The sequence below is a fragment of the Klebsiella grimontii genome (genome assembly GCF_042137965.1).
GTDB classification, from domain to species: domain Bacteria; phylum Pseudomonadota; class Gammaproteobacteria; order Enterobacterales; family Enterobacteriaceae; genus Klebsiella; species Klebsiella grimontii.
Genome location: NZ_CP169721.1, coordinates 4943405 through 4962199, shown reverse-complemented (window position 1 = coordinate 4962199; position 18795 = coordinate 4943405). Strand labels below are relative to the sequence as shown.

The 18795-nt window shown below is 59.3% G+C and carries 17 protein-coding genes and 1 pseudogene; 4 read left to right on the top strand and 14 right to left on the bottom strand.

Annotated features, from left to right (window positions below):
• Positions 1 to 257 precede the first annotated feature (257 nt).
• The 9 genes from yjiA to hpaH all read right to left on the bottom strand — a co-directional run bounded on the left by yjiA (position 258) and on the right by hpaH (position 10410).
• Complete coding sequence (gene yjiA, locus ACE3MN_RS23245; protein ID WP_116944340.1) at positions 258 to 1214, bottom strand: GTPase; 957 nt, start codon at positions 1212 to 1214, stop codon at positions 258 to 260.
• A gap of 11 nt (positions 1215 to 1225) precedes the next feature.
• Positions 1226 to 1429, bottom strand: coding sequence for a YbdD/YjiX family protein (locus ACE3MN_RS23240; protein WP_004098292.1), 204 nt, complete (start codon positions 1427 to 1429; stop codon positions 1226 to 1228).
• A gap of 109 nt (positions 1430 to 1538) precedes the next feature.
• Entirely contained in the window at positions 1539 to 3689 is a 2151-nt protein-coding gene (locus ACE3MN_RS23235; RefSeq protein WP_375364181.1) for a carbon starvation CstA family protein, read from the bottom strand.
• A 295-nt stretch (positions 3690 to 3984) separates the two neighbouring features.
• Positions 3985 to 4497 carry a 4-hydroxyphenylacetate 3-monooxygenase reductase subunit gene (locus ACE3MN_RS23230; RefSeq protein ID WP_004098296.1) on the bottom strand — a complete coding sequence of 171 codons (513 nt, stop codon included), beginning with the start codon at positions 4495 to 4497 and terminating at the stop codon, positions 3985 to 3987.
• Between the two features lie 19 nt (positions 4498 to 4516).
• Positions 4517 to 6079, bottom strand: a complete 1563-nt coding sequence (gene hpaB / locus ACE3MN_RS23225) for a 4-hydroxyphenylacetate 3-monooxygenase, oxygenase component (RefSeq protein ID WP_004133179.1) — start codon at positions 6077 to 6079, stop codon at positions 4517 to 4519.
• 378 nt (positions 6080 to 6457) lie between these two features.
• Complete coding sequence (hpaA, locus tag ACE3MN_RS23220) at positions 6458 to 7348, bottom strand: 4-hydroxyphenylacetate catabolism regulatory protein HpaA (RefSeq protein ID WP_024360426.1); 891 nt, start codon at positions 7346 to 7348, stop codon at positions 6458 to 6460.
• Positions 7349 to 7357: 9 nt separating this feature from the next.
• The gene (hpaX, locus tag ACE3MN_RS23215; RefSeq protein ID WP_098067353.1) at positions 7358 to 8734 is read right to left on the bottom strand and encodes a 4-hydroxyphenylacetate permease; all 1377 of its coding nucleotides are present in this window, start codon (positions 8732 to 8734) and stop codon (positions 7358 to 7360) included.
• Between the two features lie 70 nt (positions 8735 to 8804).
• Positions 8805 to 9596, bottom strand: a complete 792-nt coding sequence (hpaI, locus tag ACE3MN_RS23210) for a 4-hydroxy-2-oxoheptanedioate aldolase (RefSeq protein WP_004133176.1) — start codon at positions 9594 to 9596, stop codon at positions 8805 to 8807.
• A 10-nt stretch (positions 9597 to 9606) separates the two neighbouring features.
• Entirely contained in the window at positions 9607 to 10410 is an 804-nt protein-coding gene (gene hpaH / locus ACE3MN_RS23205) for a 2-oxo-hept-4-ene-1,7-dioate hydratase (protein ID WP_024360424.1), read from the bottom strand.
• Between hpaH and ACE3MN_RS23200 the strand changes: the two genes are divergently transcribed.
• Positions 10396 to 10518 (top strand): hypothetical protein, encoded by a 123-nt coding sequence (locus tag ACE3MN_RS23200; RefSeq protein ID WP_256660743.1) that lies wholly within the window; start codon positions 10396 to 10398, stop codon positions 10516 to 10518. The genes hpaH and ACE3MN_RS23200 overlap by 15 nt on opposite strands.
• Before the next feature lie 28 nt (positions 10519 to 10546).
• Here ACE3MN_RS23200 and ACE3MN_RS23195 read toward each other — a convergent pair whose 3' ends face one another.
• The 4 genes and pseudogenes from ACE3MN_RS23195 to ACE3MN_RS23180 form a co-directional block, all read right to left on the bottom strand.
• The gene (locus ACE3MN_RS23195; RefSeq protein WP_375364180.1) at positions 10547 to 10927 is read right to left on the bottom strand and encodes a 5-carboxymethyl-2-hydroxymuconate Delta-isomerase; all 381 of its coding nucleotides are present in this window, start codon (positions 10925 to 10927) and stop codon (positions 10547 to 10549) included.
• 12 nt (positions 10928 to 10939) lie between these two features.
• Positions 10940 to 11797 (bottom strand): 3,4-dihydroxyphenylacetate 2,3-dioxygenase, encoded by an 858-nt coding sequence (gene hpaD, locus ACE3MN_RS23190; RefSeq protein WP_004133172.1) that lies wholly within the window; start codon positions 11795 to 11797, stop codon positions 10940 to 10942.
• Position 11798: 1 nt separating this feature from the next.
• A complete protein-coding gene (gene hpaE / locus ACE3MN_RS23185) occupies positions 11799 to 13265 on the bottom strand; it encodes a 5-carboxymethyl-2-hydroxymuconate semialdehyde dehydrogenase (protein ID WP_375364179.1) in 1467 nt (488 codons plus the stop codon).
• Positions 13262 to 14655 (bottom strand): annotated as a pseudogene (locus ACE3MN_RS23180) (fumarylacetoacetate hydrolase family protein). Before ACE3MN_RS23180 ends, hpaE begins: the two are co-directional and overlap by 4 nt.
• 284 nt (positions 14656 to 14939) lie before the next feature.
• On the opposite strand from ACE3MN_RS23180, the gene hpaR reads away from it, so the two are divergent.
• The gene (gene hpaR / locus ACE3MN_RS23175; protein ID WP_004133165.1) at positions 14940 to 15377 is read left to right on the top strand and encodes a homoprotocatechuate degradation operon regulator HpaR; all 438 of its coding nucleotides are present in this window, start codon (positions 14940 to 14942) and stop codon (positions 15375 to 15377) included.
• A gap of 117 nt (positions 15378 to 15494) precedes the next feature.
• On the opposite strand, the gene ACE3MN_RS23170 is transcribed toward hpaR, so the two are convergent.
• Positions 15495 to 16709: an amino acid deaminase gene (locus ACE3MN_RS23170; protein WP_154063438.1), complete on the bottom strand. Its 1215-nt coding sequence runs from the start codon at positions 16707 to 16709 to the stop codon at positions 15495 to 15497.
• Between the two features lie 201 nt (positions 16710 to 16910).
• Between ACE3MN_RS23170 and ACE3MN_RS23165 the strand changes: the two genes are divergently transcribed.
• Both ACE3MN_RS23165 and ACE3MN_RS23160 read left to right on the top strand, forming a co-directional pair.
• Positions 16911 to 18350: an N-acyl-D-amino-acid deacylase family protein gene (locus tag ACE3MN_RS23165; RefSeq protein ID WP_004134197.1), complete on the top strand. Its 1440-nt coding sequence runs from the start codon at positions 16911 to 16913 to the stop codon at positions 18348 to 18350.
• 10 nt (positions 18351 to 18360) lie between these two features.
• On the top strand, positions 18361 to 18753 hold the full coding sequence (locus tag ACE3MN_RS23160; RefSeq protein ID WP_004134199.1) for a RidA family protein: 393 nt from the start codon (positions 18361 to 18363) through the stop codon (positions 18751 to 18753).
• The last annotated feature ends 42 nt before the right edge of the window (positions 18754 to 18795 follow it).

Below are 18795 nucleotides of genomic sequence, written 5' to 3'. Positions count from 1 at the left end.
TTTTGTTATTAGATATATTTATTTGTGTTGTTTGTTAGTTGTTTTTACGGCGCTGTCAATGGGTAATCTTTGGCCGTTGAGCGTGAGTTGAATCTTTTGGCTAAATATTCGCTGAACAGGCGAGAAAAAGCGGTTATAAACGCAATAATTGCCTTTCTAATTATTTCCAAAAACGTTTCTGTTGTTACATATAAAAGTAAATTTTTACATTTTCATGCGCGTATTCCCCCTCCTGAAGAGGGGGATGAGCTGCGTGGCTACTTGCGCAGGCTTTCAAAAGCGGTGCGAATCTCATCTTCCGGAAGCTGTATCCCAATAAACACCAGGGTACTGTGCGGCCGTTCATCGCCCCACGGCCGATCCCAGTCGGCGCTGTATAGCCGCTGAACCCCCTGGAACAGCAGGCGGTTGGGCTCGCCGTCGATCCACAGCATCCCTTTATAGCGCATCAGCTGTTCTGCGAAGGTGAGCAGCAGGTTTTCCATCACCCGCGACACCTCGCTGATATCCACCGGATAATCCAGCTCCACCACGATAGACGACACGTCGTTCTGCTTATCGGCCATAAAGTGGAAGCGCGGTTTGCTGCTGACCACGTTCTCCTCCAGCATAAAGCCGCTGGTGTTAAACAGCAGGTTCAGATCGATATCGCCGTGGGTAACGTTGTAAATCGGCGCGCGGGCGTTAATACGCGTCAGCCGTTCGCGGAGCTTGTCGCTGTCGCCCGCCACGTCAGTTTTGGTGAGCAGAATGCGATCGGCGTAGCCCACCTGCGACTGGGCGATGGTGAACTGATTCATCTGCTGGTCGGCGTGCACCGCGTCAACCAGCGCAATCACGCCATCCAGCAGATAGCGTTCACACAGCACATCGTGAGAGAAAAAGGTCTGGATGATCGGGCCGGGGTCGGCCATGCCGGTGCATTCGATCACCAGCCGGTCAAAAGCGATGTCTCCGCGATCGCGGCTGTCGAGCAGATCGAGCAGGGCGTCTTCCAGCTCGTTGGAGCGGGTACAGCAGATACAGCCGTTGGTCAGGGTTTTAATCTGCGTGGCGCGATCGCCGATAAGCTGGTTATCGATGGCGACTTCGCCAAATTCATTTTCGATAACGGCAATTTTAAAGCCGTGCCGTTCGTTCAGAATATGACGCAGCAGGGTGGTTTTACCCGCGCCAAGAAAACCGGTCAGCAGGGTGACTGCAATCGGTGCCATGTTTACCTCCATTAACAGCAGCGCACGCCGCCTTTGCCATCGCCGCCGTAGCGAGCCTGCTGGCGTTCGCGAAAGAATTCATCATAGGTCATGTACGGCTTGTCCGGATGGTTGGTCTGCATATGCTCGACGTAGTTGTCGTAATCCGGAATGCCGATCAGCATTTTTGCCGCCTGACCGAGGTATTTTTTTGCCTGACCTAAGTTACCAAACATTGTGAGTCCCAGAGAACGAATAAAGCCGGATGGCGGCTAGCGCCTCATCCGGCCTACAAACATTCGCTTGTGTAGACCGGATAAGCGTAGCGCCATCCGGCATTAAGGTTTAGTGATGCGAAGAGGTCTTCACGCCGCCTTCCGGTACCGGCACGTACGGCGTCTCTTTGTCAGTACGCACTTTATTGTTGCGCACGTTGAGCCAGGTTTTGATGCCGTAGAAGATGATGCTGTAGACCACCACCAGGAACAGAATGCTCAGACCCGCGTTGGTGTAGTTGTTCACCACGATATGGTTCATGTTGGCAATCTGCTGCGCGGTCAGTTCGCCGCCGGCGGCGATCTTCTCTTTATACTGCTGCGCCATGAAGAAGAAACCTTCCATCTGCGGGTTGGTGCTGAACAGTTTCAGGCCCAGCGCCCAGGTGGTGCACAGCAGCAGCCACGCGGCCGGGATCACGGTGACCCAGATATATTTGGTGCGCTGCATTTTGACCAGCACCACGGTGCCGAGCACCAGCGCCACGGCGGCCAGCATCTGGTTAGAGATACCGAACAGCGGCCACAGGCTCTTCACGCCGCCCAGCGGGTCGACCACGCCCTGATACAGCAGGTAGCCCCATAGGCCGACGCAGCCCGCGGTGCCGATAATACCCGCCACCAGCGAGTCGGTTTTCTTGAGGAACGGTACGAAGTTGCCCAGCAGATCCTGCAGCATAAAGCGGCCTGCGCGGGTACCGGCATCCAGCGCGGTGAGGATAAATAGCGCTTCAAACAGAATACCGAAGTGGTACCAGAAGCCCATATCCGCCATCGGGATGATTTTGTGGAACACGTGAGCGATACCCACAGCCAGCGTCGGCGCGCCGCCCGCGCGGTTGAGTACCGACGGTTCGCCGATATCTTTCGCGGTTTGCAGGATTTGCTCAGGTGAAATCACAAAGCCCCAGGAGCTGACGGTCGCCGCCGCGTGCGCGGTGACATCCCTTAGCTGCGCGGCAATCAGCGCGGCGTTTTCACCGCCCATTTCGTGCAGGTTCGGCATGGTGATGCCGAGGCCCGCCGGCGGGGTGTTCATCGCGAAGTAGAGGCCCGGTTCGATGATTGAGGCCGCTACCAGCGCCATCACCGCCACGAAGGACTCCATCAGCATCGCGCCGTAGCCGATAAAGCGGGCGTCGGTTTCGTTAGACAGCAGCTTCGGCGTGGTGCCGGAAGCGATCAGGGCGTGGAAGCCGGAGACCGCGCCGCAGGCGATGGTGATAAACAGGAACGGGAACAGGGCGCCTTTCCACAGCGGGCCGGTACCGTCAATGTACTGGGTCACCGCCGGCATTTTCAGGTCCGGGTTGAGGATAACGATCCCCAGCGCCAGGCCGACGATAACGCCGATTTTCAGGAAGGTCGCCAGGTAGTCACGCGGCGCCAGAATCAGCCACACCGGCAGCAGCGCGGAGATAAACGCGTAGCCGATCAGGGTAAAGGTAATAGTGGTGTCTTTAAAGGTCAGCGCCGGGCCCCAGTACGGGTCGTGGGCAATGATGCCGCCGAAGTAAATGGACGCCACCAGCAGGACGATACCAATCACCGACACTTCGCCTACGCGGCCTGGGCGCAGGAAGCGCATATAGATCCCCATAAACAGGGCAATCGGCACGGTCGAGCAGACGGTAAACACGCCCCACGGGCTTTCCGCCAGCGCTTTCACCACGATCAACGCCAGCACCGCGAGGATGATGATCATTATCAGGAAGCAGCCGAACAGGGCGATGGATCCCGGTACCGGCCCCATCTCCTGCTTGATCATTTCCCCCAGCGAGGCGCCGTTACGGCGCGAGGAGATAAACAGCACCATAAAGTCCTGCACCGCCCCGGCCAGCACCACGCCCGCCAGTAGCCACAGGGTACCCGGCAGGTAGCCCATCTGCGCGGCGAGCACCGGGCCCACCAGCGGACCGGCGCCGGCAATCGCGGCAAAGTGGTGGCCAAACAGCACGTAGCGGTTGGTTGGAACGTAGTTCAGGCCATCGTTGTTAATCACCGCAGGCGTGGAGCGCGTAGGGTCGAGCTTCATTACCTTTTGCGCGATATACAGGCTGTAATAACGGTAGGCGACGAGGTAGACGGAAACCGACGCCACCACGATCCACAGCGCACTGACGTGCTCACCGCGGCGCAGAGCGACGACCGAGAGGCAAAATGCCCCGATGATTCCAAGAATCACCCAGGGTATGTGCTTGAATAACTTTTTAGTATCCATAGTAAAACCTGGCTTAATAAGATGAATAATGGGCCGAAGCCGTCTGGGTTTAGTTAGGGTTTGAGGAGGCATTGATTAGCTATGCTGGGGACCATCTTGCCAGAACGTCGCGCGCGTAAAGTTGGGTAAATCTGTGAGTGGTTATATGTAGGGTTAAGCGGTCACTTGCGGGGGTAAGCGGTTGGGCAGGAATCCCGGCGGGCTTAAATATGTGATTGAGATCACAGGGATATTCTCACTGTGACGAGCGGAGAAAACAGACAATCCCCTCTCCCGCGAGAGAGGGGAAGCAAAACTACGCCACGACGTCCATCTCCATCATCACCGGATGGAAGCGGCGCTTAAAGTAGATCAGCCCGTGGCCCTGCTGGCTCAGGGTAATATTCCTGATTTCCACCAGATAGACCAGATGGCTACCGATGGTCTGCACCTGGCTAATTTCGCCTTCGAGGCTCGCCAGCGCGCCTTTCAGCACCGGCTGGCCCAGCGCGCCTTTTTGCCAGCCGCTGAGGCCGAAGCGGTCGTCCATCGTCATCCCGGTCATGCCGGCGAAGTGGCGGGCCATCTCCTCTTGCTCGTGGTTCAGCACGTTGATGCACAGCTTGCCGTTGCCCTGAAACACCGGATTCATCGCGCTATTGGCGTTGATGCAGACCATCACCGACGGCGGCGTATCGGTCACCGAACAGACCGCGGTGGCGGTGATACCGCAGCGGCCCGCCTCGCCTTCGGTGGTGATGACGTTAACGGCGGCCGACAGACTGGCCATGGCATCGCGAAAACGCAGACGTTGTTCATCTAATTGCATTGTGACCTCCCGCTGCCGGTTACTTCAGCAGCTTATCCAGCATGTTGATATCGGTATTGTTGTGCAGATGCGGCACCGTCCAGCCGTTCTGGTCGTACTCGGACAGGCAGCGATCCACCATCGCCATCATTTTGTCCATGTTGCCGGAGCTTTGCGCCTGACGCAGGCACTGCAGGCGAATCTCATCCTGGCTACCGGAATAGTTGATTTCATACAGCTCATGGCGGCCGCCGAATTCGCTGCCGATCGCGTCCCACATCAGTTTGAGGATCTTGATACGCTCGACGTGATCCATACCGTTCGATCCGCGCACGTATTTCGCCAGGTATTCGTTGATCTGCGGGTTGTTGAGATCGCGGGCGCTGGACGGCAGGTAGATCAGGCCGCTGGTGACGCTGCGCTCGATAATGTTTTTGATTTTGGCGTAGGCCATCGGCGCCATCACGCGGTAGGTTTGCAGCGCGGCGTGATCCGGCAGATACGCGCCGTTGACCCACGGCGTCGCTTCGGCGCACATTGAATCGCTCAGCGCCCAGAACATATTGCGCCAGGCCACCACTTCGCCGAGCTCGGCCTGCACGCCGCGGAACTCAAGGGTGCCGGTACACTCCAGCGAGCGTTTCAGCAGGGCGGTGATGAAATCGAGCTTCACCGCCAGGCGCACGCAGGCCTGCAGCGGATACATGCGGGCGAAGCCGCCTTCCATCGTCCAGCGGCGGCAGCGGTCGAAGTCGCGATAGATCAGGACGTTTTCCCATGGGATCAGCACGTTATCCATCACCAGGATCGCATCATTTTCGTCGAAGCGGCTGGAGAGCGGATAGTCGTACGGCGATCCGGTGGCGCCGGCGACCAGCTCATAGGAGGCGCGGGAGATAAGCTTAACGCCTTCGGCATCCATCGGCGCGACGAACATCAGCGCGAAGTCGGGGTTTTCGCCCATCACCTGCGCCGAGCCGAAGCCGATCATGTTGTAGTGGGTCAGCGCCGAGTTGGTGGCCACCACCTTCGCGCCGCTGACGATGATCCCAGCGTCGGTCTCTTTCTCCAGCTTGATATAAACATCTTTCACTTCATCGGCGGGCTTATGGCGATCGATCGGCGGGTTGACGATGGCGTGGTTAAAGTACAGGCCGGTTTCCTGGATGCGGGTGTACCAGTCGCGGGCGTTCTGCTCGAACTGGCCGTAAAATCCCGGGTTCGCGCCGAGCGCGCAGCCGAACGCGGCCTTGTAGTCCGGGGTGCGGCCCATCCAGCCGTAGCTTAGGCGCGACCATTCGGCGATGGCGTCGCGCTGCTGGCGCAGGTCATCGGCGCTTTTCGCCACGCGGAAGAACTTGTGGGTGTAGCCGCCGCTGCCGGTGTCGGTGCCCCAGCACAGGGTATCCTGCAGCTCGGGTTTATGCAGCGCATCGTACATTTGGGCGACGGAGGCGGCGGCGTTGCGGAACGCCGGATGGGTGGTCACGTCTTTAACGCGTTCACCGTAAATATAGATTTCGCGGCCGTCCTGCAGGCTCTTCAGGTACTCTTCACCGGTTAACGGGCGCTTGGTATCTGCACGGAAGTTTTCAGGTTTCATAGGTGACCTCTTCAGTATTAATCGGAATGCGATGTTAAATTTATGTTTTGTTTTTGTTGTTCAATTGAAGCGGTTAACGCGGCTTTCGTGAAGAGACTTTTAGGTCAACGGTCGGTACTTTTCAGGCGGGATTGGGTTATGTGATCGGGGTCGGTTTTTCTATTTTCCGGCCTGGCTCCCCGGTGAACCGGGCGATAAGTCAGCGCGGGTTTTGAATTTGTAGCCGAACAGATGCGCGGCATCGCCTGCGGGACATTCAGCGACTCTGCGCTCTGCTCCCGGGGGCGGCGCTTGACGCGCCTTGCCCGGGCTACGGGTTCACCGCCGTCTGCGGGCCGGTAGCCCGGACAGATGCGCAGCATCGCCTGCGGGACGATCCTAAGACACCGGTACTTTTTGCGTTCTGAACGCGCTCGGCGAACAGCCCGTCAGGCGGTTAAAAAAGCGGGCGAAATAGGCCGGATCCTTAAATCCCAACTGCCAGGCTATCTCACCGATCGTACTGTCGGAGAAGAGCAGTAATCGCCTGGCCTCGCGCAGCTGCCGGTCGAAAATTAGCCGCTTGGGCGGTCGGTTGGCGAAGCGGCGGCAAATATCGGTTAACCGGGATTCGGTCAGATGCAGCTCGCAGGCGTAATCCGGTACCGTCCAGTGCTGGTGGTAGTGGCTATCGATCAGCTGGTTAAACCGCTGGAACAGCTTGAGCTCGCCGCGTATCCCGCTGGCCGCATGGTCGTCAAGCTTCGCGTTGCGCAGCAGCAGGGTGAACACCGCCTGCGCCAGCAGCGTCAGGGTGTGTTCCCGCCCCGGCAGCTGCGAGGTCGATTCTCGTTCAATCAGCCGCCAGTAGTGCGCCAGCGCCGCCAGCTCCTCGGGCTTATCGGCCAGCGACAGGCAGATGCCCGGCAGGCCGAAGGCCTCCCGGGTGCCGGGGTACAGCACCTCCAGCAGCGGCCAGACCAGATCCTCGCGCACCGTCAGCACGTGACCATCGCTATCGGACTCGGTGATAAAAGCGTGTGGCACCGAGGGCGGGGTCAGGACAAACAGCGGCGCCTGCACCGAATAGCGATGATCGTCGAGCTGTAGCTCAATCTGCCCGGTATCGAGAAAGTGCATCTGAAAATACTGGTCGTGGCGGTGCGCCTGCATATCGCGGCCAAAGAACTCCGCCATCCGGGCAAACGATTGATAATGCACCTCTTCCGTCCCCAGACTCTCATCGTACTCTTTATTCATATCGATATTGGTAACAGGGCTCTGGCACATAGCGGCTCCTCACGGCGTCGCGCGCGGACGCGATCCTTTCATCGGAATCGCCCAGATAATCACCGCGCCGATGACCAGCAGGGCGGCGACGAACCACAGGCCGCTGCTAAAGCTGCCGGTAATATCCTTCAGCCAGCCGATCATAAAGGGGCTGAGCGCCGATCCGATATTGCCGGTCGCGTTGATCACCGCGATGCCGATCGCTCTGGCGCGCAGGCTGATCGACTGATCCGGCGTGGTCCAGAAAATGGCCATCGCGCTAAACGATCCGGTGGAGGCCATCACGATCCCGAGCAGTTGGATCAGACTGTGATCGGTGGCCGACGCCAGCAGCCAGCCCGCGGCGGCGAACAGGAACGGCAGGGCGGTGTGGTGCTTACGCTCCTGGTATTTATCGGAGTGGCGGCTCCAGTAGATCATCCCGAGAATGGTACAAATCTGCGGGATCGCCGCCAGCAGGCCGATGGTGATATTGCTGCTGCTTTCGTTAAAGCTTTTGAGGATCTGCGGCGTCCAGATGCTGATCGCGCTGAGCGTATTGGTCAGGCAGAAATAGGCCAGGGTGTACATCAGCACGATCGGCGTGAACACTTCCCGCCACAGGCTGCGCTGCTGCATGGCGTGATGGCTGATTGCCCCTTCCGGCTGGACCAGCGTCAGGCGGTCGTTATCCATCATCTCCTGCAGGCATTTTTTGTCTTCCGCGGTCAGCCACTTGGCCTTCGACGGCGAATCATCAAGCCAGAACCAGACCATAATGCCGAGCAGCACCGACGGGAAGCCTTCCAGCAGGAACAGCCACTGCCAGCCGTGCAGGTTGAGCAGGCCGTCCATCGACAAGATATAGCCGGAGACGATTGACCCCAGCGCGGTGGTGACCGGCATCGCGATCATAAACAGCGCGTTGGCGCGGGCGCGGAAAAAGGCCGGGAACCAGTAGGTTAGATAGAGCAGAATGCCGGGCAGAAAACCGGCCTCGGTGATCCCTACCAGCATGCGCAGGATATAGAGGCTGTTCGGCCCGGTCGCGAACATGGTGGCGGTGGAAGCGATGCCCCACAGCACCATGATGGTGGCGATCCAGCGGCGAGCGCCGACGATGCTGAGCATCACGTTGCTCGGAATGCCGAAAATGACGTAGGTAGCGTAAAACAGGGTGGTGGCAAGGCCGAACATGGTGGCGTTAAGGCCCAGATCCTGCCCCATGGTCAGCCCGGCAAAGCCGATATTGATGCGATCTAAAAACGAAAAGATAAACAGCACGAACAAAAACACGATCAGGCGGCGAAAGAGCTTGTTGATAACCGACTGCTGCTGCGCCGTCAGCTGCTTGTGCTGATTAGCCGGATCGAACTTTTCCGGGATGGCAGATGATGTATCGCTCATTATCATTTTCCTCTAATGGGAATTTTGTAGGGTACTGCGGGTTGCCGGGTAAGCGCAGCGCCACCCGGCGTTAATAGACGCCTGACGAACCCTGGGCGGTTTTTTCCGCGCCAAATCGCGCCGCCAGCGCTTCCGCGCCGCGGGCCAGCAGGGTGGTATCGACGCCGACGGCGACAAACAGCGCGCCGAGCTCCAGGTAGCGCTTCGCCAGCGGCTCGCTGGCCATCAGGATCCCCGGCGCTTTGCCCGCCGCGCGAATTTGCGCGATGGCGCGCTCAATGGCGGCCTGCACTTCCGGATGCTGCGGGTTGCCGCTGAAGCCCATATCGGCGCTCAGATCCGCCGGGCCGATAAACACGCCGTCCACGCCCTCGACATCGAGGATCTGCGGCAGATTGCTGAGCGCTTCGCGAGTTTCGATCTGCACCAGCACGCACATCGCGTCGTTGGCCTGATGGAGATAATCCGGGACGCGGTTCCAGCGCGAGGCGCGGGCCAGCGCGCTGCCGACGCCGCGAATGCCGGCGGGCGGATAGCGGGTGGCTTTCACCGCCAGCCGCGCTTCATCGGCGTTTTGCACCATCGGCACCAGCAGGGTTTGGGCGCCGATATCCAGCAGCTGTTTGATCTGCACCGGATCGTTCCACGACGGACGGACCACCGGCTGGCTGGGGTAAGGAGCAATCGCCTGCAGCTGGGCCAGTATCGTCTGCACGCTGTTTGGCGCATGCTCGCCGTCGATCAGCAGCCAGTCGAATCCGGCCCCGGCCAGCAGCTCGGCGCTGTAGCTGCTGGTCAGCCCCAGCCACAGGCCAATCTGCGGTCTACCCGCTTTTAAGGCGTCTTTAAAGGCGTTATTCATCATGTTTCTCCTAGACAAACCGGCAGCTGATCGCGCCCATATTGCCGTAGTCGACGTGGAAGGTGTCGCCCTTGCGCGCCGGTACCGGACGCGTAAAGGAGCCGCCGAGAATAATCTGTCCGGCTTCCAGCTGGACGTCGTACGGCGCCAGCTTGTTCGCCAGCCAGGCCACGCCGTTGGCCGGGTGATTCAGCACCCCCGCAGCGACGCCGGTCTCTTCAATCACGCCGTTGCGATAGAGCAGAGCGGAGATCCAGCGTAGGTCCAGCTCGTCGGGTTTAATCGGTCGACCGCCAAGGATCACCCCGGCGTTGGCGGCGTTATCGGAAATAGTGTCGAAAACTTTACGCGGACGCTGGGTTTCCGGATCGATGTTGTGGCAGCGGGCGTCAATCAGCTCCAGCGCCGGGATCACGTAGTCGGTGGCGTTATACACGTCGAACAGCGTGCAGTTGGGGCCGCGCAGCGGTTTGGCGAGCACGAAGGCCAGCTCCACTTCGATACGCGGGACGATAAAGCGGTCGGTGGGGATATCGCCGCCGTCGTGGAAAAACATATCGTCCAGCAGCGCGCCGTAGTCCGGCTCGCTTATCTGCGAGCTGGCCTGCATCGCTTTTGAGGTCAGGCCGATTTTATGCCCTTTCAGCACGCGGCCTTCGGCGATTTTCATATTTACCCATTCGCGCTGTACGGCGTAGGCGTCTTCGATGGTGATCGTCGGGTGATCCAGCGAGATGGCGCGGATCTGTTCACGCTGTTTTTCCGCCTGGTTCAACCGCTGGGCGATCAGGGTATGGGTATGTTTATCGAGCATAGTCGCTTCCTGTTACGTCTTTCGGTGCTGCTGCGCCGGGTGGCGACGCTGGCGCGTCTTACCCGGCCTGGGGTTTTGTGGCAGTGCTTGTTTTCTCCCTCTCCCTAACGAGGAGAGGGGACTGGCCGGGCGCACGCTATTTAAACAAGGCGTGCACGTTGTTCTGCTTGTAGTTCAGCGTCGGGTGCAGTTCATCGAGCTCAAACGACAGCGCCAGGTAGCGGCTCTCCATCAGCGCGGCGAAATGGGCTTTGATCAGCGTGAACAGCATATCGCCCACGTCCTGGCGGCTCTCCAGGCTGCGCCCGGCGCCAATCTTCAGCGTCATATGCACAAAGGCATAAACATGCTGGCCGTCGGCCATCTGCCAGGTATCCAGCCAGATGGCGCGGCTGCGAATGCCGCCGATGGGAAAGATGCCGGTCGCCGCCAGCGCGTCGTTCACTTTGCTGAACAGATCCGGTAAATCAGCCTGTTCCCGGATGTTGTCGGTACATTCAGCGATAAAATGCGGCATTCTGCGCTCTCCTTAAGCCGTTTCCGGCAGCGGGAACACGGCGTTGACCTGGCCGGTGCCGGAGCTGGCGAACAGCTCGGTGATAAATTCCACTTTGCCGTCGTATTTATCCCAGCCCAGCAGGCCCAGCAGCATCACCGTGTCGTGCATATTGCCTTCGCCGTAGCAGTAGTCGGCGTACTCCGGCAGCATGGTGCAGAACTCCTTGAATTTACCCTCGCGCCACAGCTTCACGACCCGCTCATCCATCTGATGATCGAACTCGCGGGTATAGCTATTCATCCCCTCTTCGGCACGCTGATCGTCGATAAAACGATGCGACAGCGAACCGCTGGCCAGCACCGCTACGGTGCCGTCATATTTCTCGATAGCTTTACGAATGGCTTCGCCCAGCTTGCGGCTGTCGGCGAAGTCGTGAACGGTACAGAAGGCGGAGATCGACACCACTTTGAAGTGCTTATCGGCGTTCATGTAGCGCATCGGCACCAGCGTGCCGTACTCCAGCTTAAGGCTCGGGATGTTGTGCGCTTTAGCGCGGACGCCGAGCTTGACCGCTTCGTCGGCGATCAGGTGGCCGAGCTCCGGGTTACCGTCGTAGTCGTAGGTCATGTCGCGGATAAAATGCGGCAGCTCGTTGCTGGTATAGACGCCCTGGAAATGGTCGGCGCAGTTAATGTGGTAAGCGCTGTTGACCAGCCAGTGGGTATCAAAGACGATGAAGGTATCGACGCCGAGTTCGCGGCACCGCTTGCCGATTTCCTTGTGCCCGTCGATGGCTCCCTGACGGCAGCCGTGGTTTTTACCCGGCAGTTCAGAAAGATACATCGACGGTACGTGAGTGGTTTTTGCTGCTAACGCTAACTTTCCCATATCAGACTCCCCATTTTGGGATCGGATGGTCGCCCATCGAGATGCAGACGTTTTTCATTTCAGCGAACACTTCAAAGCTGTATTCGCCGCCTTCGCGGCCGGTGCCGGAGGCCTTCACGCCGCCGAACGGCTGACGCAGGTCGCGGACGTTCTGGGTGTTGACGAACACCATTCCGGCTTCGATGCCGCGCGCCAGGCGCAGCACTTTGCTGACGTCCTGGGTCCAGATATACGAGGCGAGGCCGTACTCCACGTCGTTGGCCAGGCGCAGACCTTCCGCCTCGTCTTTAAACGGCAGCAGACAGGCTACCGGGCCAAAAATCTCTTCCTGCGCCACGCGCATGCGGTTGTCGACGTCCGCCAGCACCGTGGGCCGCAGGAAGTTGCCGTTTCTCAGATGGGCGGGCAGATCGGTCGGTTTATCCGCGCCGCCGGCCAGCAGGGTCGCCCCTTCTTCAATGCCGAGGCGGATATAGCCGGAGACTTTCTCCCAGTGCTGCTGGCTAATCAGCGCCCCCACTTGGGTGTTCGGGTCGGTCGGGTCGCCGACGCGCAGGCGGTTCGCCCGCTCGGCGAAGCGTTTAACGAACTCGGGATAGATGCTCTGCTGAATAAAGATGCGTGAGCCGGCGGTGCAGCGTTCACCGTTGATCGAGAAGATGGTGAACAGCGCGGCGTCGAGGGCGCGCTCAATATCGGCGTCTTCGAAAATCAGCACTGGCGATTTGCCGCCCAGCTCCATGGAGTACTTTTTCAGCCCGGCGTTTTTCATGATGTTGCGCCCGGTGGCGGTACCGCCGGTGAAAGACACCGCGCGCACGTCATGGTGGCGGACCAGCGCATCGCCCACCGTCGCGCCGTAGCCCTGAACCACGTTCAGCACACCCGCCGGAATACCCGCTTCCAGCGCCAGCTCGCCAAGACGGTCGGCAGTTAGCGGCGACAGTTCGGACATCTTCAGCACCGCGGTATTACCCAGCGCCAGGCACGGCGCCACCTTCCAGGTCGCGGTCATAAACGGCACGTTCCACGGCGACACCAGCGCGCAGACGCCGACCGGCTGCACGAGGGTATAGTTGAGCATCTTGTCGTCAACCGGGTAGGTCTTGCCGTTCATCTGCTGGCACACCTCGGCGAAGAACTCGAAGTTATGCGAAGCGCGCGGGATCAGCACGTTTTTGGTCTGGTGGATCGGCAGACCGGTATCGGCAGTCTCCATGGCGGCGATCTCCGGGACGTTCTGATCGATCAGATCCCCCAGCCGGCGCATCAGACGCGCGCGCTCTTTCATCGGCAGATTGGCCCATTTCGGGAACGCCTCTTTCGCCGCGGCCACCGCCTGATTCACCTCGTCGGCGCCGCCGGAGGCGACCTCCGCCAGCACTTCGCCAGTGGCCGGGTTGGTGGTGTGGAAATAGTCGCTTCCGGCGACGTTTTTGCCGTTGATCCAGTGGTTAATTTTTTTCATGACAGCTTCTCCTCATATGCCTGCTGGCTGATGATGTGGTTGACCAGACGGCCGACGCCCTCCACTTCGACGATCACTTCATCGCCCGGCACCACGTCCGATAGCCCTTTAGGCGTGCCGGTGGCGATCATGTCGCCCGGCTGCAGGGTCATAAATTCGCTGAGGTAAGCGATCAGGAACGGAATGCTGAAGATCAGATCGGCGGTGGTGCCCTGCTGGCGTAGTTCGCCGTTGACCCAGGTGCACAGCGCCAGGTTATGCGGATCCGGGATCGCCTCTTTGCCGACGATCCACGGGCCGATCGGCGTCAGGGTGTCGCGGCTTTTGACCCGCAGGTTGGGGCGATAGTAGTTTTCCAGGTAGTCGCGGATGGCGTAATCGTTGCAGACGGTGTAGCCGGCTACGTACGCCATAGCGTCGGCTTCGGCGACCTTACGCGCGGTTTTGCCAATCACCACCACCAGTTCCGCCTCGTAATGCATGTACTCGACGTTATCCGGGCGCACTGATTCCTGCCGGTGGCCGATAAAGGTGTTGGGCGCTTTGATAAATACCAGCGGCTCCGTTGGCGGCGTAAACGCCAGCTCGCTGGCGTGATCGGCGTAGTTCAGGCCCAGCGCGAACAGGGTGCCGTTGGCGGGCGGCAGCCAGCGAAACTCGCCTTCCTTAAGCAGACTGCCGTTGGCGAGCTTGACCTGACCGCGTTCATTAACCTGGACATCGTGCCGCTGTCCTTGCCACTCAATACGTGCTCGTCTCATGCCAGCTCTCCTTCAGCAACCACCGGGTTTTCCAGCGCCGGGAAGCCCTCGGCGAGAAGGCGTACGCGATCGCCGGGGCGCAGCGTAACGCGAGTGTGGGGCGTACCGATCAGAATCGCATCGCCGGGATTGAGGGTGGCGAATTCGCTCAGGGCGCTTAGCAGCTCGGCGGCGGAGCGCTGAAGATCGGCGGTATTCCAGCTGTCCGCTTCGCGACCGTTGATTTCGGTGATGATGGTCAGGTTATCGACGTTGCTGAGCGGCGCGAGGGCGCCCAGCGGGCAGAAGCCGTCGCGGCATTTGGCTTTGATGGCCGGACGATAGAAGCTCTCTTCCGGCAGGCTGATGTCGTTGGCCAGCGCGTACCCGGCAATATAAGCCGCAGCGTCTTCTGCGGCGACTTTGCGCGCGGTGTTACCAACGATCAGCGCCACGGTGGCGCCGCTCTGCACGGTTTCACCGTCCGGATAGGGGATACTCTCGCCGTCGCCGATAACGGTGTTGCGCGGTTTGATAAACCAGACCGCGGTCTTCGGCGGGGTTTTATAGGGAGCCTGTTGGAACGCTTCGCGCCAGGCGTCGAGCTGGCTGCGGTGGTTAAGCGCCACGGCGAAGATGGTGCCTTTCATTGACCACTCCTCTGCTGCAGATTTGGGAATAACGAATTTCATTAATATGTTAATGATCATCTTTTATGCTTTGCAGGAAGGTTTGGCAAACAGAAGTGAATGTTTTGTGATCAGATTAACAATATATTTACAGAATTTTAATTTTTATGTTTTAAATCAATTGGTAATGAAATTTCTTTGTACCATCTGGTACTTTTCAAAGACAGAAACCGGTTGCCTTCTGCGGCAATTAAGGCTAATTATTAACTTATTAACAGATGAGGAATTTCATTCAGAGGTATGTGATGCATGATTCGTTAACTATCGCGCTGCTGCAGGCGCGGGAAGCGGCGATGGCCCACTTTCGGCCCATTGTTAAACGCCATAATCTTACCGAGCAGCAGTGGCGTATCGTGCGGATCCTCGCCGAAAATCCGTCGATGGATTTTCACGACCTGGCCTTTCGCGCCTGTATTTTACGCCCGAGCCTGACCGGCATCCTGACCCGTATGGAACGCGACGGCCTGGTGCTGCGCTTAAAGCCGGTTAACGATCAGCGCAAGCTGTACGTTTCGCTGACCCCGGCGGGCCTGAAGCTGTATGAAAGCGCCCAGGCCCAGGTCGAAGAAGCCTATCGCCAGATAGAAGCCGAGTTTACCGTCGAAAAAATGCGCCAGCTTACCGCGCTGCTGGAGGAGTTTATCGCCCTGGGGAATGGAACGCGGGGCGAGGAAGAGGCGTAATGCGTTGTCCGCGCGAAAAACATCCCGGAGGCGGTGCTGGCGCACCTGTCCGGGCTACGGTTCACCGTCTGGTAGCCCGGACAGGCGCAGCGCGCCGCCTCCGGGAGAAGGCGTTCTTCAGAACAGGGTATCCAGCTCTTCCAGCACGTTATACTGCTCATCCACCAGCAGCAGGGTTTTCCATTTATCAAACGTCAGGCACGGGTGCGAGGTGCCGAACACCAGAATATCGCCGACCTGCACGTCGCTGCTTGGTGCAAAGCGCAGCATACAGTGCTGATCCATGATCCCGACGCTTTCGATCCCCTCTGCGGACAGCCGCTCGCCGTTGCGATACCGGGCGATCGGCTGCGGCAGCCCGGCGTCGAAGGCGCAGTCGCGTTTACCGAAGTTGACCACCGCGCGATCCGCTTCCGGCACCGACTGGACCATCGCCATCAGCTCCAGCGCCGAGGTTAAATCGCCGCCCAGATCGCAGGCGATCGGATCGCGCGCCACCAGCGCTTTTTGCGCGATATCGTAGATCCCCCGGTCGTGGGTGATATAGCAGCCGGGGCGAATGACGATTCGGCACCGCGCCGGCTTCTGCGCCGCCAGCCAGATATTGCACACCACGTCATACCAGACGGTGCCCGCGCCGGTCAGCACAAACTCCCCCTCAACCAGATGCTCCATCCGGCAGGCCAAATCGGCGGCCTGGCGCAGCAGCACTTCCACCTGCGGCTGCGGATCGTCGCCGTGCAGCACCCCTTCATACAGTTCGAGACCGCGCAGCTTGAGGCCAGGAAGGTCCGCGACGGCCTGCGCCAGGGTTAGCGCATCGTCAACGCTGCGGCAGCCGCAGCGCCCGCCGGCCACGCCCAGCTCAATTAGCACGTCCAGCGTTTGCCGGCGTTCGCTGAAAAAGGCCGACAGCGCGCGGGCGTTGGCGAGGCTATCGATACAGCAGATAAAATCCGCCGCCCGGTAATGCGCTTTCAGCCGCGAAACCGCCTGCATATTCGCCCTGCCGACCAGCTGATTGACCATCAGGACGCGCTCAACCCCGCTGGCCATCGCCGCGCCAGCCTGCCAGGCGCTGCCTACGCCGATCCCCCATGCGCCCGCCCGCTGCTGGGCCTGAAAAATCCACGGCGTCATCGTCGTTTTGCCGTGCGGCGCCAGCGAGACGCCGCGCGCGTCGGCATAGCGCTGCATCCAGGCGATGTTATTCTCCAGCGCCGTTTTTTTCAGCAGCGCGGCAGGGAGGCAGACCTCCTCCGCCAGCAGATTCGCCGGGGCGGACATGACGGCGGCCTTATGCGGAATCAGCGTATCTTGATGGTATTTCATAACATTATCCTTTCAGGGTTTATGCTCGGATTAAAGCTGGGTATCAATTATAATTAATTGAAAAATATATATTTATTTACTTTATTTCGTTATTTATGAATAAAAGTATCATAATTTGATCTGGTTTTTGCGTAGTTTTCCACTGTTTTTCCGCCTTGTAAATGGTTAACTTGTCGGCAGAGTTGAAAGGGAGTAATTGCGATGAAAGTTAACTGGCTTTTCAAAAACGTCACGGTCATTGACGGCAGCGGCGGACCGCAGTTTCGCGGCGACGTGGCGGTGAAGGGCGATCGAATTGTGGAAGTGGCCCCGGCGCTAAACCTGCCGGCGGAGCAGGTGATTGACGGGCAGGGGCGCGTGCTGGCGCCCGGATTTATCGATGTGCATACCCATGACGACATTAACGTCATCCGTATGCCGGCCTATTTGCCCAAGCTGAGCCAGGGGGTGACGACGGTGATTGTCGGCAACTGCGGGATCAGCGCGGCGACGGCGACCCTGCGCGACGGCGTGCCGGACCCGATGAACCTGCTGGGCGAGCAGGAGCACTTTATTTACCCCACCGTGGACGCTTACGCCCACGCGGTGGAGGCGGCGAAGCCGTCGTTGAACGTTGGCACGCTGATTGGCCATACCGCGCTGCGTAATAATCATATGGACGATCTGTTCCGCCCGGCGACCGAAAGCGAAATCGCCGGGATGCGCGTCCAGCTGCGCGACGCGCTGCGCCAGGGCGCGCTTGGCCTGAGCAGCGGGCTGGCCTACGCCAGCGCGTTTCAGTCCACCACAGAAGAGGTGATGGCGCTGGCCGAGGAACTGGCGGCAGAGGGGGGAATTTATACCACCCACCTGCGTTCGGAGTTCGAGCCGATTCTGGATGCGCTCGACGAGGCGTTCCGCATTGGCCGCCACGGCAACGTGCCGGTGGTGGTCTCGCACCACAAGTGCGCCGGCGCGAAAAACTGGGGTCGCACGAAGGAGACGCTGGCCTTCTTTGATGAAATGCGCCAGCGCCAGGAGATCGCCTGCGACTGCTACCCCTATTCCGCCAGCTCATCGACGCTGGATATGAAGCAGGTGACCGATGAGTTCGACATCGTCATCACCTGGTCGGAAGCGCAGCCGGAACAGGCCGGGAAAACCCTGCAGCAGATTGCCGACGGCTGGCAGGTTAGCCTGCATGAGGCGGCGGCGCGGCTGATGCCCGCCGGGGCCATTTACTACAACATGGATGAGCAGGACGTACGGCGGGTACTGCGTTATCCGGTGACGATGATCGGCTCTGACGGTCTGCCGAACGATCCGATGCCGCATCCGCGGCTGTGGGGCGCTTTCCCTCGGGTATTAGGCCACTACAGCCGCGATGAAAGGCTGTTTCCGCTGACCACCGCTATTCACAAAATGACCGGGCTGTCGGCGGCGCGTTTCCAGCTGGCGGATCGCGGGCTGGTGAAAGTGGGCTATTTCGCCGATCTGGTGCTGTTCGATCCGCAGACGGTGCGCGATGTCGCCAGCTTCTCCGACCCGAAACAACCGGCGGACGGTATTGAGGCGGTGATGGTCAACGGCGTGATGAGCTACGGCAGCGATAAAAAGATTATCGGGCGTGCGGGGCGTTTCCTGCGCCGCCAAATGAACTGAGGAGTGAAAGATGAGTATTAAACGTTATGGCGTGGAAGGCGGTACCGGCACCGGCGGGCAGCATCTGCCGTTCGCGCGCGCGGTGGAGGCGGGAGGCTGGCTGTATGTCTCCGGTCAGACGCCGATGAAGGACGGTGAAGTGGTGGAGGGCGGGATTGTCGAGCAGTCGCGGCTGGCGATTCAGAACTGTGTGGATATCATGAACGAAGCGGGCTACAGCCTGGCCGACGTGGTGCACGTCAAGGTGATCCTCACCGATTCGCGCTATTTTCAGTCGTTCAATAAAGTGTTCCGCGAGTTCTTTGCCGACAACCCGCCTGCCCGTATCTGCTGCGTCGCGGACCTGGTGGTGGATTGTAAAGTCGAAGTGGATGTGACCTGTTATAACGCGGCTCGCGTATAAAAATTTATTCATCAGAAATATAAACAGAATTTTGAGCGCTGA